16 protein-coding genes and 1 pseudogene are annotated in these 19,083 nt (G+C 63.4%); 5 read left to right on the top strand and 12 right to left on the bottom strand.

What is annotated here, in order from left to right:
* Nucleotides 1-17 precede the first annotated feature (17 nt).
* Nucleotides 18-281: a hypothetical protein gene (locus RJ1_RS15945; RefSeq protein ID WP_143049034.1), complete on the top strand. Its 264-nt coding sequence runs from the start codon at nucleotides 18-20 to the stop codon at nucleotides 279-281.
* A gap of 146 nt (nucleotides 282-427) precedes the next feature.
* Here RJ1_RS15945 and RJ1_RS15950 read toward each other — a convergent pair whose 3' ends face one another.
* The 6 genes from RJ1_RS15950 to RJ1_RS15975 all read right to left on the bottom strand — a co-directional run bounded on the left by RJ1_RS15950 (nucleotide 428) and on the right by RJ1_RS15975 (nucleotide 9,909).
* Complete coding sequence (locus RJ1_RS15950; protein ID WP_073361410.1) at nucleotides 428-3,955, bottom strand: serine/threonine-protein kinase; 3,528 nt, start codon at nucleotides 3,953-3,955, stop codon at nucleotides 428-430.
* 230 nt (nucleotides 3,956-4,185) lie between these two features.
* Complete coding sequence (locus tag RJ1_RS15955; RefSeq protein ID WP_073361412.1) at nucleotides 4,186-5,433, bottom strand: thiolase family protein; 1,248 nt, start codon at nucleotides 5,431-5,433, stop codon at nucleotides 4,186-4,188.
* A gap of 699 nt (nucleotides 5,434-6,132) precedes the next feature.
* Complete coding sequence (locus RJ1_RS15960) at nucleotides 6,133-6,777, bottom strand: FMN-dependent NADH-azoreductase (protein WP_073361414.1); 645 nt, start codon at nucleotides 6,775-6,777, stop codon at nucleotides 6,133-6,135.
* Between the two features lie 218 nt (nucleotides 6,778-6,995).
* Nucleotides 6,996-7,505, bottom strand: a complete 510-nt coding sequence (locus RJ1_RS15965; RefSeq protein WP_073361540.1) for a DUF302 domain-containing protein — start codon at nucleotides 7,503-7,505, stop codon at nucleotides 6,996-6,998.
* On the bottom strand, nucleotides 7,492-8,469 hold the full coding sequence (locus tag RJ1_RS15970) for a nitrilase-related carbon-nitrogen hydrolase (RefSeq protein WP_073361416.1): 978 nt from the start codon (nucleotides 8,467-8,469) through the stop codon (nucleotides 7,492-7,494). The genes RJ1_RS15965 and RJ1_RS15970 overlap by 14 nt, the downstream gene beginning before the upstream one ends.
* Before the next feature lie 378 nt (nucleotides 8,470-8,847).
* Complete coding sequence (locus tag RJ1_RS15975) at nucleotides 8,848-9,909, bottom strand: IS110 family RNA-guided transposase (protein ID WP_073361418.1); 1,062 nt, start codon at nucleotides 9,907-9,909, stop codon at nucleotides 8,848-8,850.
* A gap of 228 nt (nucleotides 9,910-10,137) precedes the next feature.
* On the opposite strand from RJ1_RS15975, the gene RJ1_RS47700 reads away from it, so the two are divergent.
* Nucleotides 10,138-10,467, top strand: a complete 330-nt coding sequence (locus tag RJ1_RS47700; RefSeq protein ID WP_240320063.1) for a hypothetical protein — start codon at nucleotides 10,138-10,140, stop codon at nucleotides 10,465-10,467.
* A 143-nt stretch (nucleotides 10,468-10,610) separates the two neighbouring features.
* On the opposite strand, the gene RJ1_RS15985 is transcribed toward RJ1_RS47700, so the two are convergent.
* Complete coding sequence (locus RJ1_RS15985; protein ID WP_073361420.1) at nucleotides 10,611-11,426, bottom strand: NAD(P)-dependent oxidoreductase; 816 nt, start codon at nucleotides 11,424-11,426, stop codon at nucleotides 10,611-10,613.
* A gap of 7 nt (nucleotides 11,427-11,433) precedes the next feature.
* Between RJ1_RS15985 and RJ1_RS15990 the strand changes: the two are divergent.
* A pseudogene (locus tag RJ1_RS15990) lies at nucleotides 11,434-11,776 on the top strand (transposase); the annotation flags it as partial.
* 538 nt (nucleotides 11,777-12,314) lie between these two features.
* On the opposite strand, the gene RJ1_RS15995 reads toward RJ1_RS15990, so the two are convergent.
* From RJ1_RS15995 to RJ1_RS16015, 5 genes are all read right to left on the bottom strand, one after another.
* Nucleotides 12,315-12,758, bottom strand: coding sequence for a flavodoxin domain-containing protein (locus tag RJ1_RS15995; protein WP_073361422.1), 444 nt, complete (start codon nucleotides 12,756-12,758; stop codon nucleotides 12,315-12,317).
* A gap of 15 nt (nucleotides 12,759-12,773) precedes the next feature.
* A complete protein-coding gene (locus RJ1_RS16000) occupies nucleotides 12,774-13,970 on the bottom strand; it encodes an FAD-dependent oxidoreductase (RefSeq protein ID WP_073361424.1) in 1,197 nt (398 codons plus the stop codon).
* Between the two features lie 131 nt (nucleotides 13,971-14,101).
* Nucleotides 14,102-14,389 (bottom strand): ferredoxin, encoded by a 288-nt coding sequence (fdxA, locus tag RJ1_RS16005; RefSeq protein WP_073361426.1) that lies wholly within the window; start codon nucleotides 14,387-14,389, stop codon nucleotides 14,102-14,104.
* Nucleotides 14,386-15,849, bottom strand: coding sequence for an FAD-dependent oxidoreductase (locus RJ1_RS16010; protein WP_073361428.1), 1,464 nt, complete (start codon nucleotides 15,847-15,849; stop codon nucleotides 14,386-14,388). The genes fdxA and RJ1_RS16010 overlap by 4 nt, the downstream gene beginning before the upstream one ends.
* A gap of 81 nt (nucleotides 15,850-15,930) precedes the next feature.
* On the bottom strand, nucleotides 15,931-16,596 hold the full coding sequence (locus RJ1_RS16015; protein WP_162850406.1) for a TetR/AcrR family transcriptional regulator: 666 nt from the start codon (nucleotides 16,594-16,596) through the stop codon (nucleotides 15,931-15,933).
* A 48-nt stretch (nucleotides 16,597-16,644) separates the two neighbouring features.
* Here RJ1_RS16015 and RJ1_RS16020 point away from each other — a divergent pair, with 48 nt between their 5' ends.
* Entirely contained in the window at nucleotides 16,645-17,847 is a 1,203-nt protein-coding gene (locus RJ1_RS16020; RefSeq protein ID WP_073361432.1) for a cytochrome P450, read from the top strand.
* A 158-nt stretch (nucleotides 17,848-18,005) separates the two neighbouring features.
* Nucleotides 18,006-18,866: an SDR family NAD(P)-dependent oxidoreductase gene (locus RJ1_RS16025; RefSeq protein WP_073361433.1), complete on the top strand. Its 861-nt coding sequence runs from the start codon at nucleotides 18,006-18,008 to the stop codon at nucleotides 18,864-18,866.
* The last annotated feature ends 217 nt before the right edge of the window (nucleotides 18,867-19,083 follow it).

The raw sequence follows: 19,083 nt of genomic DNA on the forward strand, positions 1-19,083 counted from the left end.
TCCATGCCGGAGTGGTCGTGGACGCAAATTCGAAGCTGATCGGTGCCGACGTCGGTGACGGCGGGGCATCGCCGTCGGGCTGGGAGCTGACACCGTGGGCAGTCGTCGTGACAGGGTTTGTCCGATCCGAGGGTCCGGATCGAGAGCAGAGTCCGCGAGGCCCGGTTATGGCGTCGCGCGGGGTCGAGGAATCCGGCACGGGGCGGCCGAGCAGGACTACGACCTCGAAGGGCGGACGCATTCCCGCAGAGGTCGACCTCGCGCCCAGCGACGCCAGCTGACGCCCGGCCGGATGAAGAGCTCGCTGCATAACGCTGTGAGGGGCGATCGCCCCTCGCGCAGTAGCCGCGGCATCGATCCGGGCGGTCCTCAGCCCGTCTGCGGTCATAGCGGCGACCCCGACCGATACGGCGTCGGGCGTCGTCGCTCATGCGGTGCGTGGAGGCGGGATCCCGGCTGTTGGCGCTGGCCTGAAGGGGTCCAGTTGGTCCAGCGGCGATGTCGGTGCACCGCAGAGTGATTCGAGAAAGTCGCTAGGGACCGGCGTCCACTCCGGCCGCCACAGCCCGTGCAGTTGATCGTCGCGGAGGCCGCGCACGGCCGACATGACATACGGTCCCCCGTCGAGGAGGTACCGGATCATGCCGCGATCCGCGCACTGCGCCGCGATCGAGGCCAGCACCTGTTTCGCTTCGTCCATTCGACCTGCGGCCGCGAGGCAGCCGATGAGCAGTCGATTCGCTTGCAGTAGCGCCCGGTGCCGTCCTCGGCCTTCGATCCTGTGTACCCATTCCCCGGCCCAGGCGCAGGCGGTCGCTGTCGTCTCCGCCGATCGTTGACCGAGGAGAAGGGTGATGGCACTGGCGTCCTCGAGTTGCGCGGTGATCTCGTCCAATCCATCGACCGGGTGACGCCGCTGGGCGAACTCGACCGCGCGACCGGGTTCGAGAGGGAGACCCAGCATGACCCGTTCGTTGTCGATCCTGGCCCGAAATCGGGGCAGCGACCGGGATTCGGCGGCCTCGGCGCCCTCGTCCATCCGCGTTTCCGCCCCGTCGCGGTCTCCTCGCAGCGCCATGATGTGGGCTCCGACGACGCAGGGGGCGAGCATGAAATCCACGCAGACGTCGAATCCGAGTTCGCGGCTCTCGTTCAACAGTCGTTCGGCCGTGGTGATGTCACCGCGTTCGTAGAGCAGTTCGCCGAGCAGGGCGCTGGCGAGACGTGCAGCGTGTGAGTGACGTCCCCCGGACTTCACCGCGAGCCGCATCGCCTTCCGGAAGTGGTGCTCGGCCGCAACGACATCGAGCTGTTCATTGGCCGCGATGCCGTAGTAGCAGTATCCCCACGCCCCGCTGTACGGTCCGCTCGTTCGCTCGTGGTACGTCGATGCCCAGTCCTGCATACGGCGTGCCGCGTCGAAGTCGAACCGGTAGACCGCGGCGAAGGTTGCGATGTCGGCCGCGGCGGAGACGACCCACGGGGGAAGGGTCTCCGGTCTCGACAGGCATTCCGCCATCAGTTCCTCGACGCCGTCGATCCGGTCCGAGAATATGGTGATGTCACCCTGAATGACGTTCGCCTCGACCCGCAGATCGGCGATCTCGGCCCCGGTCGTCGCGTCACGTTCGAGGAGGGAACAGGCGCGGTCCAGTGCCGCCTGTGCGGGCCGGACACGCTGGAGTTCACAGTGAGCCCACGCCAGCGTGAGCTGGAGACGGGCGCTGGAGGCGACAAGACTCGGGGGAAGTTTCGCCACAAGACCGAGCAGAGTGGACATTTTCGCGTGCTCGAGCAGAACCGCTCCGTCATGCTCGACCAAGTCGACTGCCCGTTTCTCGTCGCCCGCAGCCAGGGCATGATTGACGGCCTCACTGAGCAATTGACGATCGGCGAACCACTGCGACGCCGCGGCGTGGAGCTCACCGATCCGCTCGGGACGATCGCGCGCGAGTCTTCTGCGCAGGTACTCGGCGAAGAGGTGGTGGTACCGGAACCACTCGCCGTCGTCGTCGATGCGGCGCAGGAACAGATCCCGGCGCTCGACGTCTTCGAGCATCGCCTGCCCACGCTCGACGCGCGCGAGTGCCGACGCGAGGCTGCCGCAGATGCGTCCGGTGATCGAGGTGGCCAGGAGGAATTCGAGCAGAGTCGGCTCGAGGGTGTCGAGCACGTTCTCGGCCAGGAACTCGCCGATGGCGTGGTGGCGCCCCGACAGGTGACTGATCAGCTGCGTTGGGTCGTCGCATCCGCTCAGCGACAAGGACGCGAGTTGCAGGGCGGCAACCCATCCGTCGGTCGACTGTGTCAACGCGTTGACCTCGTCGCGGTCGAGCGCCAGCCCTCCGCGATCGACGAGAAACGAATTCGCCTCCGATACATCGAAACGCAAGGCAGCCGAATCGATTTCGACGAGTTCGTCACACACTCTCATACGGCTCAGGGGCAGGCCGATGCGGGTGCGGCTGGTGACGATGATCGGCAGGTGGTGACAGCCGTGGTCGAGAAGGAACTCCATCGCTGCGATCGTCTCGACACTAGTGACCCGATGCCAGTCGTCGATGACCACGGCCACGCGCTGCCCGCTGTCGTGGACCTCGTTGATCAGGCTGATCATGACGTACTGTGTTGCCGCATTACCGCGTTGCTCGAGCGCTTCACCGAGACCATTCCCCAGGGCCGGGCTGATCTTCCGGATCGCCTCGACCAGGTGAGCGAGAAACCACACGACGTTGTCGTCGTCACGATCGACACCGAGCCATGCCACCGCCACGCCGTCCTCGGTGAGAACGTCACGCCACTGGGCGGCGAGCGTGCTCTTACCGAATCCCGCCGGAGCATGAATCACGGTCAGTCGTCGAGACCGGCCCGCGCGTAGGACGTCGATGAGCCGAGCCCGGGCAACCAACAGACGCGTGGCAGTCGGTGGACGGAACTTGGCTGCCGGAGTGGGCGGCGGCGTACGCCGACGGGCGCTACCGCTCAGCGGGTGGGAGCTGCCCGACACGACGCCAGGTGTCCCGCCGAGTGGATCCTGTCCGTCCTCACGCTGCTCGACCGGAAGCGCCATGTGATCGACGGACAGCCCAATTCGACGCTGGCACTCCCGCAGCTCGTGCCCGAATTCGGCGGCGGTCGTCGGGCGCATCCGCGGGTCTTCGGACATGGCGCGTTCGACGATGTCGCATACGTCCTGCGGAATGCCTTCCCGCCCGAAATCAGGGATGGGTTCGGTGGTGATCCGCAGGAATTGGGCGACAACCCTCTCACCGCTACGCCGCTCGAACGCGGCGTGGCCGGTGATCGCGCAGAACAGTGTCGCGGCGAGGCCGTAGAGGTCCGAGCTCGGAGTTGGTCGCCCACCCGAGAGGACCTCGGGGGCGGTGAACGCCGGCGACCCGAGGACGGACCTGCTGGAGGTCTCGAAGCCACCGGCGATGCGCGCGATGCCGAAGTCGGTGAGCTGGGGTTCTCCGTACTCGGTGAGCAGGATGTTCGCGGGCTTGACGTCGCGATGGACGATGCGGAGGCGGTGTGCGGTTTCGAGGGCGCCCGCCAGTTTGATCCCGAGTCGCAACGCATCGGGCCACTCGATCGGTCCCATCGCGCGAATGCGGGCGTCGAGCGAATCGCACGCGTGATATTGCATCACGATGTAGGGGCGACCCGACGAGGTGGCGCCGACCCGGTAAATGTTGACGACGTGCGGGTGCCCGGACAGCTGACCCATCGCACGTTGCTCACGCAGAAACCGTTCGAGGTTGTCGGGGTCGAGGTCCTCGGTCAGCAGCTTCACCGCGACTGTGCGGTCCAGGGATGGTTGACGGCAGCGGTAGACGACGCCGAATCCGCCGCGCCCGATTTCCAGGGCGTCGTCGAATCCGGCCGCGGCCAGTTCCGCGGTGATCGCGGGACTGGGAGCGCGCCGAGTGGTCAGTGGATCGAACTCGGCCATCGGCGGCGGCCTCACTCCCGGACATCGGCATCCACCAGACGTCGGTCCCTCGCAGGCACTGCTCGACGTGGGTGTTTCTCCAGGATAGTCCCCCGACTTCGGGGGGGTCAGTCCGTCGGATTCGCCCCGCGTCCCCAGACCGGGAGGTGCACGTGGGCCTGTAGCTTGCGCCACTCGGAGTCGGCGGACCGAGCGGACGGGCTCAGCCAGTCCTACGGTCTGATGATCGGTCAAGCGATCCTGGGGTTCTCCAGCACGAGGGCGACGCCCTGACCCGATCCGACGCACACCCCGAGCACACCGTAGCGGGCTTCGCGGAGCCGTAGTTCGGTCGCGAGGGTGAGCACGTATCTGGTGCCGGACGATCCGAACGGGTGACCGATCGCGACGGCGCCGCCGTTCGGATTCAGGCGCTCATCGGGAACTTCGAAGCCGTCGAGCTGATGCGGTAGCTCTCGGAGCACGCCGAGGGCTTGCGCCGAGTATGCCTCGTGAATCTCCCACACACCGATGTCGCCGGGATTCAGGCCTGCCCGCGCGAGGGCCTTGGGGATCGCGAAGGCCGGCGCGATCCCCATGATGTGCGGATCGAGAGCGTACGTCGCCGACGCCACCACCCGGGCCAGCGGTTCGACGCCGAGGTTTTCTGCGGCGGCCGCGCTGGCGAGGACCACTGCGCTCGCCCCGTCGTTGAGCGGGGACGAGTTACCGGCCGTCATCTGGGTGGTATTCGGTTGCGGCGCGAGCGCTGCAAGCTTCTCGGCGGTGGTGTCCCCCCGAATGCTCTCGTCGTGCTCGAACCGGCGGGCCGGCGCTGTGCGGCTGGCAGGAATCTCGACAGGTTCGATCTCCATGGCGAGGCGGCCCGAATCGCGGGCGGCGGCAGCGTGCTGGTGTGAGCGTAGTGCGAAGGTATCGATTTCGTCGCGGGTGAGGTTGTAGCGGTCCGCGACGTTCTGCGCTGTCTGCATCATCTCGATGTATGCGTTGAGCGCGAGGAGTGTCGGGTTGGGTGGGCCGCCCGCGCCGGCCCACATCGTGTCGAGCATGAAGACCGGCCCGCGTGGCATGAACGGCGCGTCTCCTTTCATCAGAGCCCATCCCGAGCGGGACATGGATTCGACGCCGCTGGCGAGTCCGATTTCCATCTCGTCGCTGCGGATGGCGTGGGCGATCGAGATCGCCGCCGACAACGAGGACGCACAAAAACGGTTGACCGTGATCGCCGGGACGGAGTCCGGGAAACCCGCGGCGAGGGCGGACCAGCGTGCGATGTCACCCATCCCCTCGTGGGCGGGGTTCACGCAGCCGGCGACGATGTCCTCGACCTTGTCGAGCGGCACACTGGTGCGCTCGCACGCTGCGACCATGGTTCGGCCGAGCAGATCATCGGTGCGAATGTGCGAATGTGCGAGAGCGAGCCACCCGTAGCGCCCGACCGGCGTCCGAACGCCGCCCAGAACAAACGCGTCAGTCATGCCGACTCCTCACCCGCGGAAGGGCGTGCGTTACCTGATCAATGGAGCGGTGAGCCGCCCGAAACAACTATCTCGAGCGCGCTGGCCCATTGCGGACTCTAGCGGCGGAAGGTTGTCCATGAACCATTATCAGATAATGTGAGCATGGCTGCCGCAAATAACACGATCATGATGGTGAGGCCACCACCGAGGGCGCCATGTAGCGTTTTCGCCAAATGCGTTGCCCAGCAACATATTACCACTGAAATTGATGGCGGAGAACAACACGAATGCCTTCAACTGCAAGATGTTCCGCGTGGTGGGTCCTAATCATCGACGATCTGTTTCATCCTTTTCGTGGTAACTCGTGTTTCCGCTCTGGGAGTTCAGTCCTGGCCCGGTGTGACCTCCCACAGGCAAGAGACGATGTCTTGCTGTGTGACGTTGCATGCATATCCGTACTTCGGAGATATAGCGCTTCAAAGGCGGCTGTCCCGAGCGTCAGAAGCATAACCCGCGCCCAAGTTTGTATTCTCCAGCTTGGACGCAAGGTTGCACCGATGAAGTTGGCGATAACCCCACCTGCAACCACTCCCATCGGCTACCGAACAACCTGGAACAGGCTCACAGAACTGGAAAATTCGGTGACAGCCAAGAGGCACGCACGAGTTCGCGGAGATAACGGGGGGTGGGCACCCTGGTGGTCACATCCGGGCTGGGTTATCGCACGAGCGAGGGTATCCACCGTTGATCGATGGCGCGCTCGGCAGCGGCGCGGCTTTCCTTCGCCAGGGGGACGAGGTGCTCCATACCAGGTGTGACAGGTGCAAGGGTGAGCTCGGTGGTGATGAACTCCGGTTCGAGCCCCGTCATGGCAAGTCCATGCGGGAGCCACGGCTGCGCGTGGTCCCAACCGTCGCGGGGAGTGCCAGGGCCGAAGCCGCCGCCGCGGGTGGCAAGCACCAGCAGTTCCCGGCCCCCGAGCAGCGGGGCGCGAGTGTGCGCGTCCAGCGAGAGCCCCGGGGCGATCAAGTAGTCGACCCACGCCTTCACGCTGCTGGGCGGCCCATAGTTGTAGAGCGGCAGGCCCAAGATGATCGTGGTCGCCTGACGGACTTCCTCTACGACCAGCTCGGACACTGCCCATGCCGCCGATTGTTCGGGACGGCGCTCGGCTGCGGGGGTTATCCCTGCCAGCGCCGATGCGGTGTTGAGATGAGGTAGTGGACTCGCGCCGAGGTCGCGATAGGTGACTGTCCCGTCGGGATGCGCCGCCTTCCAGTTGGCCGCCGCGCGTGCGGTCAGGGTGCGGCTGACAGACGCGGGCCCGGAGATGCTCGAATCGATGTGCAAAAGGTGAGCCATGAGGACACACTTCCTTGTCGTAAGTTGCAAATAGTTTGTTGACACAAATCGTGCAGGGGCCGGTGAGTTCGCCGGGCCCACCTTTTGCACGGCGTCGGGCGAGTGACCCAAGGCCGTATCGCGGCCACATCCCATTCGGCCGGCACTCTGCACCGCGTCTTGGCAACTGAACGAGCTTTGAGGATCTGCCGGGCAGTCCCGATGTCGAGCCACCGTCCTCAATCTGCCGCCGTCACCTTCGCGGCCAGCGTCGCCAGTTTGGCGTCCAGCTTCATGGCGCCCGCGCGAAGCGGTCGATTCGGCTCGACAACCATGAGTGACGACGGTCGAACATAGGTTAGGGCGCTTCGGCCGTGCTGTTCGTCGGTGAGTAGGAGTTCAACCGGCGCGAAGAGGCCCGCCGTCACGTCGTGGCGCAGCATGGTGATCGCGATCAACGGGTTGCCGATCACAATCCGTAGCACTTTCCCACCGAGACCGGCCTTCTTGATCCAACCACCATGGTTCCACAGCGCGAACAACATGAAGCCGCTCGGGCCGACATGTGGTCGCACCTGTTGTTCATACGATTTCCAGCTCTCGAATCTTGCCGCAATGTCGTCGATCGGTACTGGCTTGTCGCCGACGTCGGCAAGCAACGCATCGACGAGATTATCGAAACTCTTGGTGCTGTCGAATCGCAAACGGACACCATCAAACCGGACTTCACACGGTTCAGAGGCGGGCATGATCGGCATCCCCGGCAACATCAGGATCTTGGTCCTGAACTCGCTCGTGCATATGAGCGGTCGCTGTGTGATCAACCAGCAGGCTGAGCAGTTCGGGGCGGCTGTAGTGACCCCGGGCGTCCATCTTCGCTTTTCGCCGGTCGATCAAGGAGAAATCGAGATCAGCGATCACCTCTCCCTCGCCGGAACGAACTGGCTCACCGAGCAATTCGCCCTGTGGTGACACGATCGCGGTGAAACAGCCACCGGAAATCGGGCCGATCGGGGACCCGGTGTCCGCCATGATCTGCGCCTGCTGATCGGAATCGAGCCAGGCGGTGGCATTGACGACGAAGCTGGCCGATTCGAGTGCGTGATTGCGCACGCTGACCTCGGTCTGCTCGGCGAAAAGAGGGCCGCCGAACGAGCCCGGGAACATTGCCGAGTGAATCTGCTCCCTGTCGGCAATGAGGGCGTAGCGGGCCAGTGGGTTGTAATGCTCCCAACACGCCAACTGGCCGATGCGTCCGACCGTGCTGTCGACGGCCCGCAGTCCAGAACCGTCGCCCTGTCCCCAGATCATCCGCTCATGGTAGGTAGGTAATATCTTGCGCCGACGCTGAATCAGGCTGCCGTCGGCGTCGAACAGCAGTTGTGCATTGAACAGGGTGCCGCCATCACGCTCATTCACCCCGATGGACACCACCATCCCCGCTTCCCTCGCCGCGTCAGCGATGGCGTGTGTTACTGCCGACGGTACCGTCACCGCTTGGTCAAGCAATCTGAGTTGCTCGACACCGATCTCGAACGGCCGCTGCACGAACGAGAAATACGGGTAATACGGGACCACCGTCTCCGGAAAAGTTGCAAATTGCACACCATGACGCCCAAGGTCGGTAATTTTGCCCACAACGTTCTCAACGGTTCCCTCACGGCTGTAGAGCACCGGACTCATTTGTACTGCAGCGGCTCTTACGACGGTCATTGCGACCACCCGACACGTCTGGTGTTCATGCGCTCGTATCCTCTGCTCTTGTTTGGAGTGCCACCTGGCGATGCCACTGCAACCACCATCGCGCGCCGAGCCTGTCCCTCGCGCCCTTGAAGTCCGTGGTCGGTCCCCTGGTATGTGGTTGCGGCCGCACACGGATGGTGATGGTCGGGAGTGTGACCATGGAGGTCGAGAATCGGCGGGTCGGCAGCCGACCCCAAGGTCACGTGCATCGGCACCGCGAAATGCTGATCGCGGTGCCGCAACGTCAAACGTGCGGCTAGCGAGCTTGCCCTCGTCGATGAACCGCTGGGGTTCAGCGTGGGAAGAGGGGCCTAAGAGCGTGTCTCATGTGGGGTGCCTCTCTGTTTGTCAAGCGGCCCTCGCGGAGTGATTCTTCTCTGGTTGAAGACGACGCTTTTCGTCGGACAGCATGATGCGCCAGACGTGATCGGACAGGTGACGTTTGAGGGCGCGCCTGGCCGCTGCCGGCTTCTTGCCCTCGGCGATTTTCTTCTCGAAATAGTTGCGCCCGGCGCTGGCGCGCATTCGGATCTGAACCATAGCGACGGTGTAGAGCGCGCTGTTGAGTTGTCGGTCGCCGTAGCGTGAGAGTCGGTGCCGGTCGGTGTCGGCGCTGGCGATCTGGACCGGTGCCGAGCCGTTGTAGTTTGCAAAGGCTGCCGCGGTCGGGAAACGGTCTGGCCGACCGGTGCGGCCGATCAGCCGGGCCGCGGTCACCGCACCGATTCCGTCGACCTCGCGCAGGCGGGTGCCGTGCTCGTCGAGGGTCTCGGCCATCTGCTTCTCGTTCGCCGCGAGCTGGTCGTCGAGGCGGCGGATGTCGGCGATGAGATCTCGACACAGCCCGACCCGCATCCGGTCGACAGGGCTCTTGGCGCGGAAGCTTCGTAACAGGGCGGCTGCCGCAGAGGCGGTGAGCGAGGTCGGGGCACCCCCGGCAAGCAGCTGCCGCAGGAGCGCATGCAGCTGATTCATGCTGCGGGTTCTACTGTTGGACAGATTTGTTCGTCGCTCGTCGAGTAGTCCGAGAATCTCGGCGGGACCCTCCGGGTCGACCGGGCGGGCGTCGCCCTGCAGCGCGGCCACACACGCCGCCGCGGCTGCGTCGATGCGGTCGTTCTTGCGGCGGCCGCCGCGGGAGAGTTCCCGCACCCGGGCGGTGGCGGTGGTCGGAACGTCGAGGGTGACCTCCCCGAGGACGAGCAGCCACTGCGCCAGGTGATGTCCGAGGCCGTAGGCATTCTCGACCGCCCACTGGCGTTGCGGCCAGGACTTGGCCCAGGCAATCAGCGTCTTGTAGCCGGTGAGGGTGGCGTCGATACGGATCGAGCCGAGGTCGGTGTTGGTGGCCGGGTCGACCGCGGTGGCGGTGTGGGTGGACTTGTGCGGGTCGATGCCGATGACGATCATGGAAGACGGTCCCTTCTCTGTCAGGATGGGATCCGCGGAGGACAATCCGATTTCAAGTACCTCTCACAGCAGCTTGGGGTCACGCCTCTCTTCAGTCACTCCGCGAACGCAGACAACGCCTCGAGCGCCCTCGGACCTTTCATCCGGCTGTTCGACGAGACGTTCACCCTCGATACGGTCCGCGCCGAAGAAATTCGGCTTCGAGTCGACGGCACAGACGGATTCACGATGGAGGGCACCAACAGCCTCGCCAGGATCAGCCGGCCGTTCGAAGAGTTGGTGTCGGCGACCATGGGTAATCATCACCAGTACCCGGACGGCTTCGCCCTCTACACCGGAACCCTGTTCGCGCCGACCGTCGATCGCGACGTGGCCGGGCAGGGCTTCACACACAAAACCGGCGACGTCGTCACCATCCGCAGCAAGCGCCTCGGCGCCCTGATCAACCAGGTCGGTGCCACCGAGACCCTGCCCGAATGGTCCTTCGGAATACGCCACCTGCTCGACTACCTCCACGCCCACCCTCCAACCGAGGTGCCCGTCCCCGCGACCGCGTAGGCCACCGACCCGGCCGCGACTCCCGGAGGGGGCGCGCTGCCTCAGTCTTGACCTTCGCCAAGCTGAGGCGCAGGTCGGATCCGAGAAGTCCGACCTGGTATATCGCGGGGTCCGTCATGGTGTGCGCCGGTTCGGCTCGCGGGTCAGGCTTTGTCGGAGGTGACGATGGTGTCGGCCATCTGTTCGAGGACCTTGACGATCGCCCAGTTGTCCTCGCCGGGGAACATCGTCTTGCCGGTCTGGAACAGCTGATTGGCGAGAGCCGTGGACGGCATCGGGACGGCGGCCTCGCGGGCGAGGTCGAGGGTGAGTCCGAGGTCCTTCCACGTCACGGCGATGTGGCTGCCGGTGTCGACGAAGTCGCGGTCGATGACGAACGAAGTCGTCCGCTTGAAGAGGGTCGAGCCGACGACACTGCTGCCGAGGACGTCGAGAAGTACCTCGGCCTTGACGCCGGCCTTTGCGCCGAGGACGAGGGCTTCGAAGGTTCCCTGGAAGGTGACTCCGACGAGGGCCTGCATGCAGGCTTTGACGACCTGGCCGGCGCCGATCTCTTCACCGACATGGAAGATCCCGTTCTCGTCTCCGACGGCGCGCAGGACGTCGAGGTTTTCGTCGAAGACTGCTTTGGGTCCGGAGGCCATGAGGGTGAGGGTCCCGGCGTTGGCGCCGGGTAGGCCGCCGCTGACGCCGGAGTCGATCATGTGGATGCCCTTGCCGGACAGTCGTGCTGCGATGTCCTGGGCTTGCTGCTTGCCGATGGTGGCGGTCAGGATGACCGCCGCTCCGGGGCGCAGGGTCTCGATGAGGCCGTTCTCGCCGAAGAGGACGTCCCGGACGTGCTCATCGTTGACGACCATGACGAAAACAACGTCGGCGCCCTCGCCGACCTCGGCGTTGGTGGCGGCGGCGATCCCGCCCTCGGCGACGAGTCGTTGCTTGGGTTCGTCGCGGATCATCGGCGCACTGTCGGAGAAGTTACCGAGGGTCGCACGACCACCTCGACGCAGCACGGCCGGACCTGTTGGCGTTCACCACATTTCCCAAGCAGATTTGGAAACAGATCTGGAGCAACAATCCGCAGGAGCGCCTCAATAAGGAAATCCGCAGGAGAACCGATGTGGTCGGAATCTTCCCGGATCGTACCGCCCTGATCCGGCTCGTCGGTGCGGTCCTGGCCGAACAACACGACGAGTGGATCGAAGGGCGCCGCTATCTCGGCCTGGACGTTCTGGCCCGCTCCCGCAACAAGCCCACCGACAGCAGCACCGAGTCCACCGAGGAGGTGACACCGGCCTTGACTGCCTGACTCACCAACGAGGAGTCACGCGACGACCCTCGTACACCACCCCCATGGACTTGACCCCCGGAGCGTGAGCTCAGAAGGTTCATACCCATGTTGGCGTGCGAGGAGGACAAGCGTGAGCGATCGAACCACGGCAGACCTCGAGCGTGAACTCGTCATGCTCGCCACCGTCCGCGCACCTACCTCCGGGACGCGGAGGGTAAGGATGTGCGTGCGGATTCCGACCGCCGCCGTCGACCAGGTGCTCGATGAACTCGACAGACACGATCGGCGCCGGCGATGTGGACCTCGACCGTCCACCCGCGGCCGCCGGCGAGGGGGGCGACGGAGAAGGCGTCGTCCGGGTACGCGTGCAGACGCGGAGTCGATCATCAGCAGCGTCGACATGTCGGTGGTTGTTGAAGATGTCATGGCCGTCCTACCCCATAGCGCTCCCCGGGAACCCGACCATCACCGGTCCCCGTGACATGAGTCGGGCGGCGCACCCGCGAAGCGAACTTCGGATCTCTGGCCTGCTGCGTCCTCTAATTACGCCGCAGTGTCAGAATTCCGCAAAGACGGTGCGCACCCATTCGAGCGCGTCGTTGTTCGGCAGTGAGCCGTCGCTAGCGTCGTGCCGACCGTAGTTTCCGATTCGCTCGGCCCCGAGCGTCCGGAGCATCTCGTCGATGATCTCGCTGCCGTGGCTGTAGGTCTCATAGCTGCTGTCGCCAAGCCCGAAGATCGAGTATCGGATTCCGTTCAGATCTGGTGACTCCGCTTCGAGTGCCTCGAAGAACGGTAATGCGCCGCTGGGAAGTTCCCCGTCGCCGTGGGTTGAGCACACGATGATGTACGAGTTGTCGGTGTCGAACTTCGAGATGTCGAAGTCCGTCATGTCGATTGTCTCGGCGTCGTGTGCTCTGTCGAGTTCGTCGACGAGATCTTCGGCTATCATTTCGGCGTTTCCGGATTCGGTTCCGAACAGAATGATTGTCTTGCTCATAGGACGCTCCTCGTTTCAGGAAGTGATGGGAGGCTGGATATCGAGTGCGCTGGCCCCCGGTTTGAATACCGAGTTGCTGCGCTCGGCGTAGGAGGCGATTATCGTGTCGCTGACCATACGTGCGTCAACCCGATTTTCCGGAATGGTTCCGCGTGGTCCGCGTCGTAGCCAGCCGACGCAGAACAAGTTGTCGCCGAGGATTCCGCGTTCGAGGTCGATATGTTCGATGTGCTCGTGGTCTGCTCGGCGGAGGGGAGCGGTATCGTGTTCGGCGAATCCGATTGCAGTGCAGACAGCGTCGGCAGGCATCGAAACGGTGGAACGGCTGCCGTCCATCGCCAGCAGGACGATGCCCGACACTGAATCGACTCCGGTGAGCTCGATTGGTTCCCATCCGAAGTGGAACCGCACGACGCGGCCGGCAGCGTCGTCGGATCCCGCCGCCAGAGTGGCGATCGCCTCGTGACGAGTCGACTGCTCGTCGGGTTCGACCTCGACACCGTGTGCTTCGAACGCAACATCGGAGAGCTTTTCCAGCTCGCGCACCATCGCGACATCGAACTTGGCCTGTGCCGGTTGTGATCGTCCGACGATGTCGATCTCACGAACGGGCCCAGCAGTGATGGCGTCGACGACGTCGTTCGCGATCCCGAGTGCTCGCAGCTGCTCGGCGGGGGTCAGGAATAGGCGGAGCAGGTCGATGGCGACGTTGCCGTGTCCGACGATGAGGACTCGGCGACCCAGGCTCAGGTCATCGACCTTCTCCTCCGGATGCCCGTTGATCAACCGGGTCAGTCGGCCGGCGCCGTACACGCCCGACAGTTCGGCTCCCGGCAGTGGCCCGCCCGGGCCGGCGAGGGCGCGATCAGCGTGCAGCCCGGTGGCCAGGACGACGATGTCGAAGGACCCTCGCAGTTGACCGAGTGTGAGATCGCCGTCGCCTTCGATCGTGGATATCAAGGTGGAACCGACGAACCGAATCGACTCACGCTGGAAGAGTCGATCGAACTGTTTGGACACCGCGCGTGTCCCAGGGTGATCGGGAGCTACACCGTAGCGAACCAGACCGTACGGAGTGTCGAGGCGGTCGAACACGACGATGTCGGATTCTCGCCAGCGCTTGCGAAGGAACTGCGCCAGGTAGCAGCCCGACGGTCCGCTGCCTACAATCGCGACGGACGGCTGTCTTGCGCCGGCTCCCGGTGTGGTCATGGTGGTGCCCCTCGCCGTGGTTTCTCTTGCAATGGGTGTCGCGGATGACAATGTCGCGATCGGTTCGCCACACGCATCAGCTATAAGCAGAATATGGCGTGCTCGAAGGTGGACGCCTTTTCTTCAACCGGCTAGGTGGAAAGGGAACCTGCGCCCAGTTTGGCTGCTCCGCCGGGAGATCCCAGATTCTCGAAGAAGTTGGCGTTGATCGTGGTGTATTCGTTCCACTCTTCAGGTAAGTCGCTTTCGAAGAAGATGGCCTCGACGGGGCAGGCAGGTTCGCATGCTCCGCAATCGACGCACTCGTCGGGCTGTATGTACAGCATGTTTGTGCCCTGGTAAATGCAGTCGACAGGGCATTCCTCGATGCAGGCCTTATCCATGATGTCGACGCAGGGCTCAGCAATCACGTAGGTCACGAGCTCGAACCAGTATTTGTAGTTATAAAAGGAGGTTCGATTCGATTCAAAACTGTTCGGGAAATTTCGGTCATGTCGTGGCGTTCGACGACTTTGATGCGTTCGCGGCCTTCTTCTTCGCCGAGGGAGCGTTCGTGTGCGTCGAGGCGATACCAGCCGTCCCAGGTGGTGAAGGGGACGTGCTTGTCTTCGAGGAACTTCACCACCGCTGCTTCGTCGGGTTCGGTGGCGCCTTGGAAGGTGGGTGCGTCTTCGAGGAGGTTGGCGACGGTTTCGTTGGCGTCGCCTTTGGTGTGGCCGATGAGGCCGACGGGTCCGCGTTTGATCCAGCCGGTGACGTAGGTGGCGGGTATGTAGGTGGCGGTGGAGGATGCGGCTGGAGTGGAACCTGCGGGATGACCCGAAGAGGCAAGCACGCGGCCGGCTTCGTTGGGAATGGTGCCGGCTTGGTCGTCGAAGGGGAGTTGGCTGATGTTCTGGGAGAGGTAGCCGACAGCGCGGTAGACGGCTGTCACGTTCCAGTCGTTGTATTTTCCGGTGCCGCGGACGTTGCCGGTGCCGTCGAGTTCGGTGCGTTCGGTGCGTAGTCCGGTGACGTTGCCGTTGTCGCCGAGGATTTCGGTGGGGGATTCGAAGAAGTGCAGGAAGAGTTTATGGGGTCGGGTGCCGATGTCGCGGATGGCCCAGTCCTGGAGGGTGTTGGCGACCATGTCGACCTGTTTGGAGGCGCGGCGGGCGGCTTCGGAGCCTTCGTCGTAGTCGATGTCTTCGGGGTTGACGATGACTTCGATGTTGGGGGAGTGGTCGAGTTCGCGGAGTTCGAGGGGGGTGAATTTCGCTTGTGCGGGTCCGCGGCGTCCGAAGACGTGGACTTCGAGGGCTTTGTTGGCTTTGAGGCCTTGGTAGACGTTGGCGGGGATTTCGGTGGGGAGCAGTTCGTCGCCGGTTTTGGCGAGGACGCGTGCGACGTCGAGGGCGACGTTGCCGACGCCGAGGACGGCGACTTTTTCGGCGTCGAGGGGCCAGGTGCGGGGGACGTCGGGGTGGCCGTCGTACCAGGAGACGAAGTCGGCGGCGCCGTAGGAGCCGTTCAGGTCGATGCCGGGGATGTTGAGGTCGCGGTCGGCGTTGGCGCCGGTGGAGAAGATGACGGCGTCGTAGTAGGTCCGGAGGTCGTCGAGGGTGATGTCGGTGCCGTAGTCGATGTTGCCGAGGAGGCGTACCTGGGGTTTGTCGAGGACTTTGTGGAGGGCGGTGATGATGCCTTTGATGCGGGGGTGGTCGGGTGCGACTCCGTAGCGGATGAGGCCGAAGGGTGCGGGCATGCGTTCGAAGAGGTCGATGCTGACGCCGGGTCCGCTGACATTGTGGTCGGACTTGATGAGCGCGTCGGCGGCGTAGATGCCTGCCGGTCCGGCACCGACGATGGCTACTCGGAGTGGGCGAGTCTGATCAGTCATCTCTACTCGATGTCACTTTCTCGATGGTGGATGTCATCCACGCGGTTGTCTTGCTGAAAGAGAGTGTTCTGTTCGGTCTGTTCACTTCTCGCGCGGCAACATGTCGCCGAAGGCCATGCGCACGAGCAACTCTGCAATCCCGTCGGCGCTTTCCGCGCCGGTCGGCTGGTACCATGCAGTGGACCAGTTCGCTGCCCCGATGATGAGCAGTCTGAGTACGCGAGCGTCGATGTCCGGTGCCAGGAAGCCGTCGGTCTTCGCGTCTTCGATCAACGCCGAGAAGTAGTGCCCGTACGAGCGATGCAGTTCGATCGCTGGGCCCTGCACCTCGGCTGGAGCTTGCCCCAGCGTCCGTATGCTGGCGCGCGCAATGTCGTTCTTGGTGAGCATGTACCGCATGTGCGCTGCGATCGCTGCTCCGAGGCGGTCCTGCGAAGTGGCATCCTGACCAAGGGATTGGACGGCGTCTTCCACGTATGCGTGAGTTTCGACGATGCCACGTGTCATGAGATCTCGAATCAGGTCTTCCTTGTTCTCCATGTAGTAGTACAGGCTGCCTGCCTTGACGCCAGCTGCTTTGGCGATGTCTGCCAATGTGGTTGCCGCGTAGCCTCTTTTGGCTAGGACGCGGGCAGCGCCTTGCATTATGCGTTCTTTCGTGGATTCCCCGCGAGGTGTGGTTGCGGGGGTGTCTTTCGGACGCCTGGCCTCTTTCATGATGCTCAGACTATCGACGGTAGGAGACATGTATGTCATTCTAACCTAGGTCTAGTTTAGAAACCAAGGAGATGCCCGATGACCGAACGACTGTTCGAACCGGATGTAGTTCAGTGCCCGTTCCCGCAATATCGGAAGATGCAGGACGAGTGCCCCGTCTACCAGGTTCCTGATGACGACCTATATCTGGTCCTTGGATACGACGACTGTGTCGACGTCCTCACCAGCCCTGATGTCTATTCCTCGAAGGCCGGCCCCGGCCTGCGTCAGAAGCAGAGCCCCGCAGCTAAAGCGGTTCTTGCGCAGGGGCATCGAATCGTACGTACTCTGCTGACCAACGATCCTCCGTCGCATCGGCGGTACCGGCGAATCGTCAACAAAGCCTTCACGCCCCGCCGGATCGCTGCGCTGGCGCCGGAAGTGACGAGTACCGTACAGGAGCTGATCTCCAAGCTCGAGCAGAACGAATCCGTCGATTTCGTCAGGGATTTCGCTCAGCCCTTGCCGCTGATCGTCATAGCCGACTTTCTCGGTGTGCCGCGTGACGACCTGGACATTTTCAAGCGATGGTCCGACGACGCCGCTGAGGTACTCGGCGGTACGCTGTCCGAGCAGCGGCAGATCGAAGTGAACACTTCCCTGACCGAACTGCTCCAATACTTTGCGGATCGCGCGGATGACCGCCGCGCAGCGCCGTCGTCGGACTTTCTGGGGGCCCTGGTCGAGGCCGAGGACGGCCAGTTGACGACAGAAGAAATCATCGCCATCGCGTATGTCGTGCTCGTTGCAGGTAACGAGACAACGGTGAATCTGCTGTCCTCGACGCTGTTGATGCTGCTCGAGCGGCCGGCCATCATGGCGCGAGTCCGTGCTGATCGATCGCTGATTCCATCCGCCGTAGAGGAGGCGCTGCGGTTGCAGTCGCCGATTCAAGGCTTTCCGCGGGTGGCGACGGTGGACACCGAGATCAAGGGCGTACCTGTGCCCGCCGGTTCGCGTGTGATGGTGATGATCGGTGCCGCGAACAGGGACCCCGACCATTTCGAGCATCCCGACGACGTCAATCTCGAAAGTGCTAAGAGCGCGCATATCTCGTTCGGAAAAGGTATTCATTTCTGCGTGGGCGCGGCATTGTCGCGACTGGAAGCCGAGATCGCCCTGAACGCGCTTTTCGACCGTTTCGGGTCGATCGAGTTCGCCCGAGCCGATTTCGAACCGGCGTATGCGGACAACGCGATCCTGCGTTCGCTTCTGGGGCTCCCCATCGTGCTTCGGGAGTAGAAATTTACGAGACGATTGGATACAACATTGCGATCTGCAGAGTATCCAGTTAGGCTCGGAGAACATCGTGTGATGCAGGTCTCAACGCATGTCATCGTCATGCCGGAGCCGTCGAATTCAGCAGATCCTTTCAATCACAACAAGATCGAGGTAGAGCTATGGGCGCACTGGACGGAAAAGTTGCACTGATCACCGGCGCGGGACGTGGTATGGGCGCTTCGCACGCGAAGGTTCTGGCCGCGAAGGGCGCAGCGGTGGTCATGCTCGACGGACCGGGACCCGTGCCGACGGCTGAATACGCCATGTCCACGGCCGAATCCATCCAGGCCGGGGCCGCCGAGATTCGCGACAAGGGCGGACGCGCGTTGGCGATCGAAGGTGATGTCCGATCGCAGGACGACCTCGACGGTGCCGTGGCGAAGGCTGTCTCGGAATTCGGAAAGCTCGATCTGCTGGTAGCCAACGCCGGAATCTGGGGAGAGCTTGCACCGATCTGGGAAATGTCGGAAGAGGCATGGCAGGAAACGATCAACATCAACCTCTCCGGACCGTGGCGCACTGTCAAGGCTGCGGCTCCCCAGATGATCGAGAACGGCGTGGGATCGATCGTGTTGATCTCGTCCGTGGTGGGCATCGGAGAGGGCCTGCCGGGTTCGGCAAACTATGCCTCGGCAAAGCACGGTGTCATCGGGTTGTTGCGCACGGCTGCAATGGAACTGGGACCGTTGAATATTCGTGTGAACGCGGTCTGCCCCGGATTCATTCGCACCGGGCTTCACGGATGGCAGGGTGCTGTCGATCTGATGGCCGGCCATCCCGGGGGTACAGAGGCGGACCTGATTCAGGCGGGTCACAACTACGGCATCCTGAAGGGGCGAGGTCCACTCGAGCCGGGCCACGTGAGTGAAACGGTTGCGTTCCTTCTGTCGGACGAAGCATGGGCCGTCACCGGCACGATCGTTCCGGTCGATGCGGGTCACACCATCCTGCCGCGTATCAATCCCTCACCGGCCTACTGATCGGCAACGAGAACTCCTGTAGTGGAGCGCGGTCCTGTGGCATCTGCCGCAGGACCGTGCTTGGCGTCTGTGCAGTGTGCCTGATCTGTCTGATTCGGGACTCTGTATTCGAATGATGTTAGCGTTCAAATGGATTCGCAGACACAAATTGAATACAAGTTTGACTAACATAGTGACGACCATTACATTCGCCTCGACGGTGCGCTCGGGTGCCGCA

It is taken from the genome of Rhodococcus jostii NBRC 16295 (genome assembly GCF_001894825.1).
Taxonomy (GTDB): Bacteria; Actinomycetota; Actinomycetes; order Mycobacteriales; family Mycobacteriaceae; genus Rhodococcus_F; species Rhodococcus_F jostii.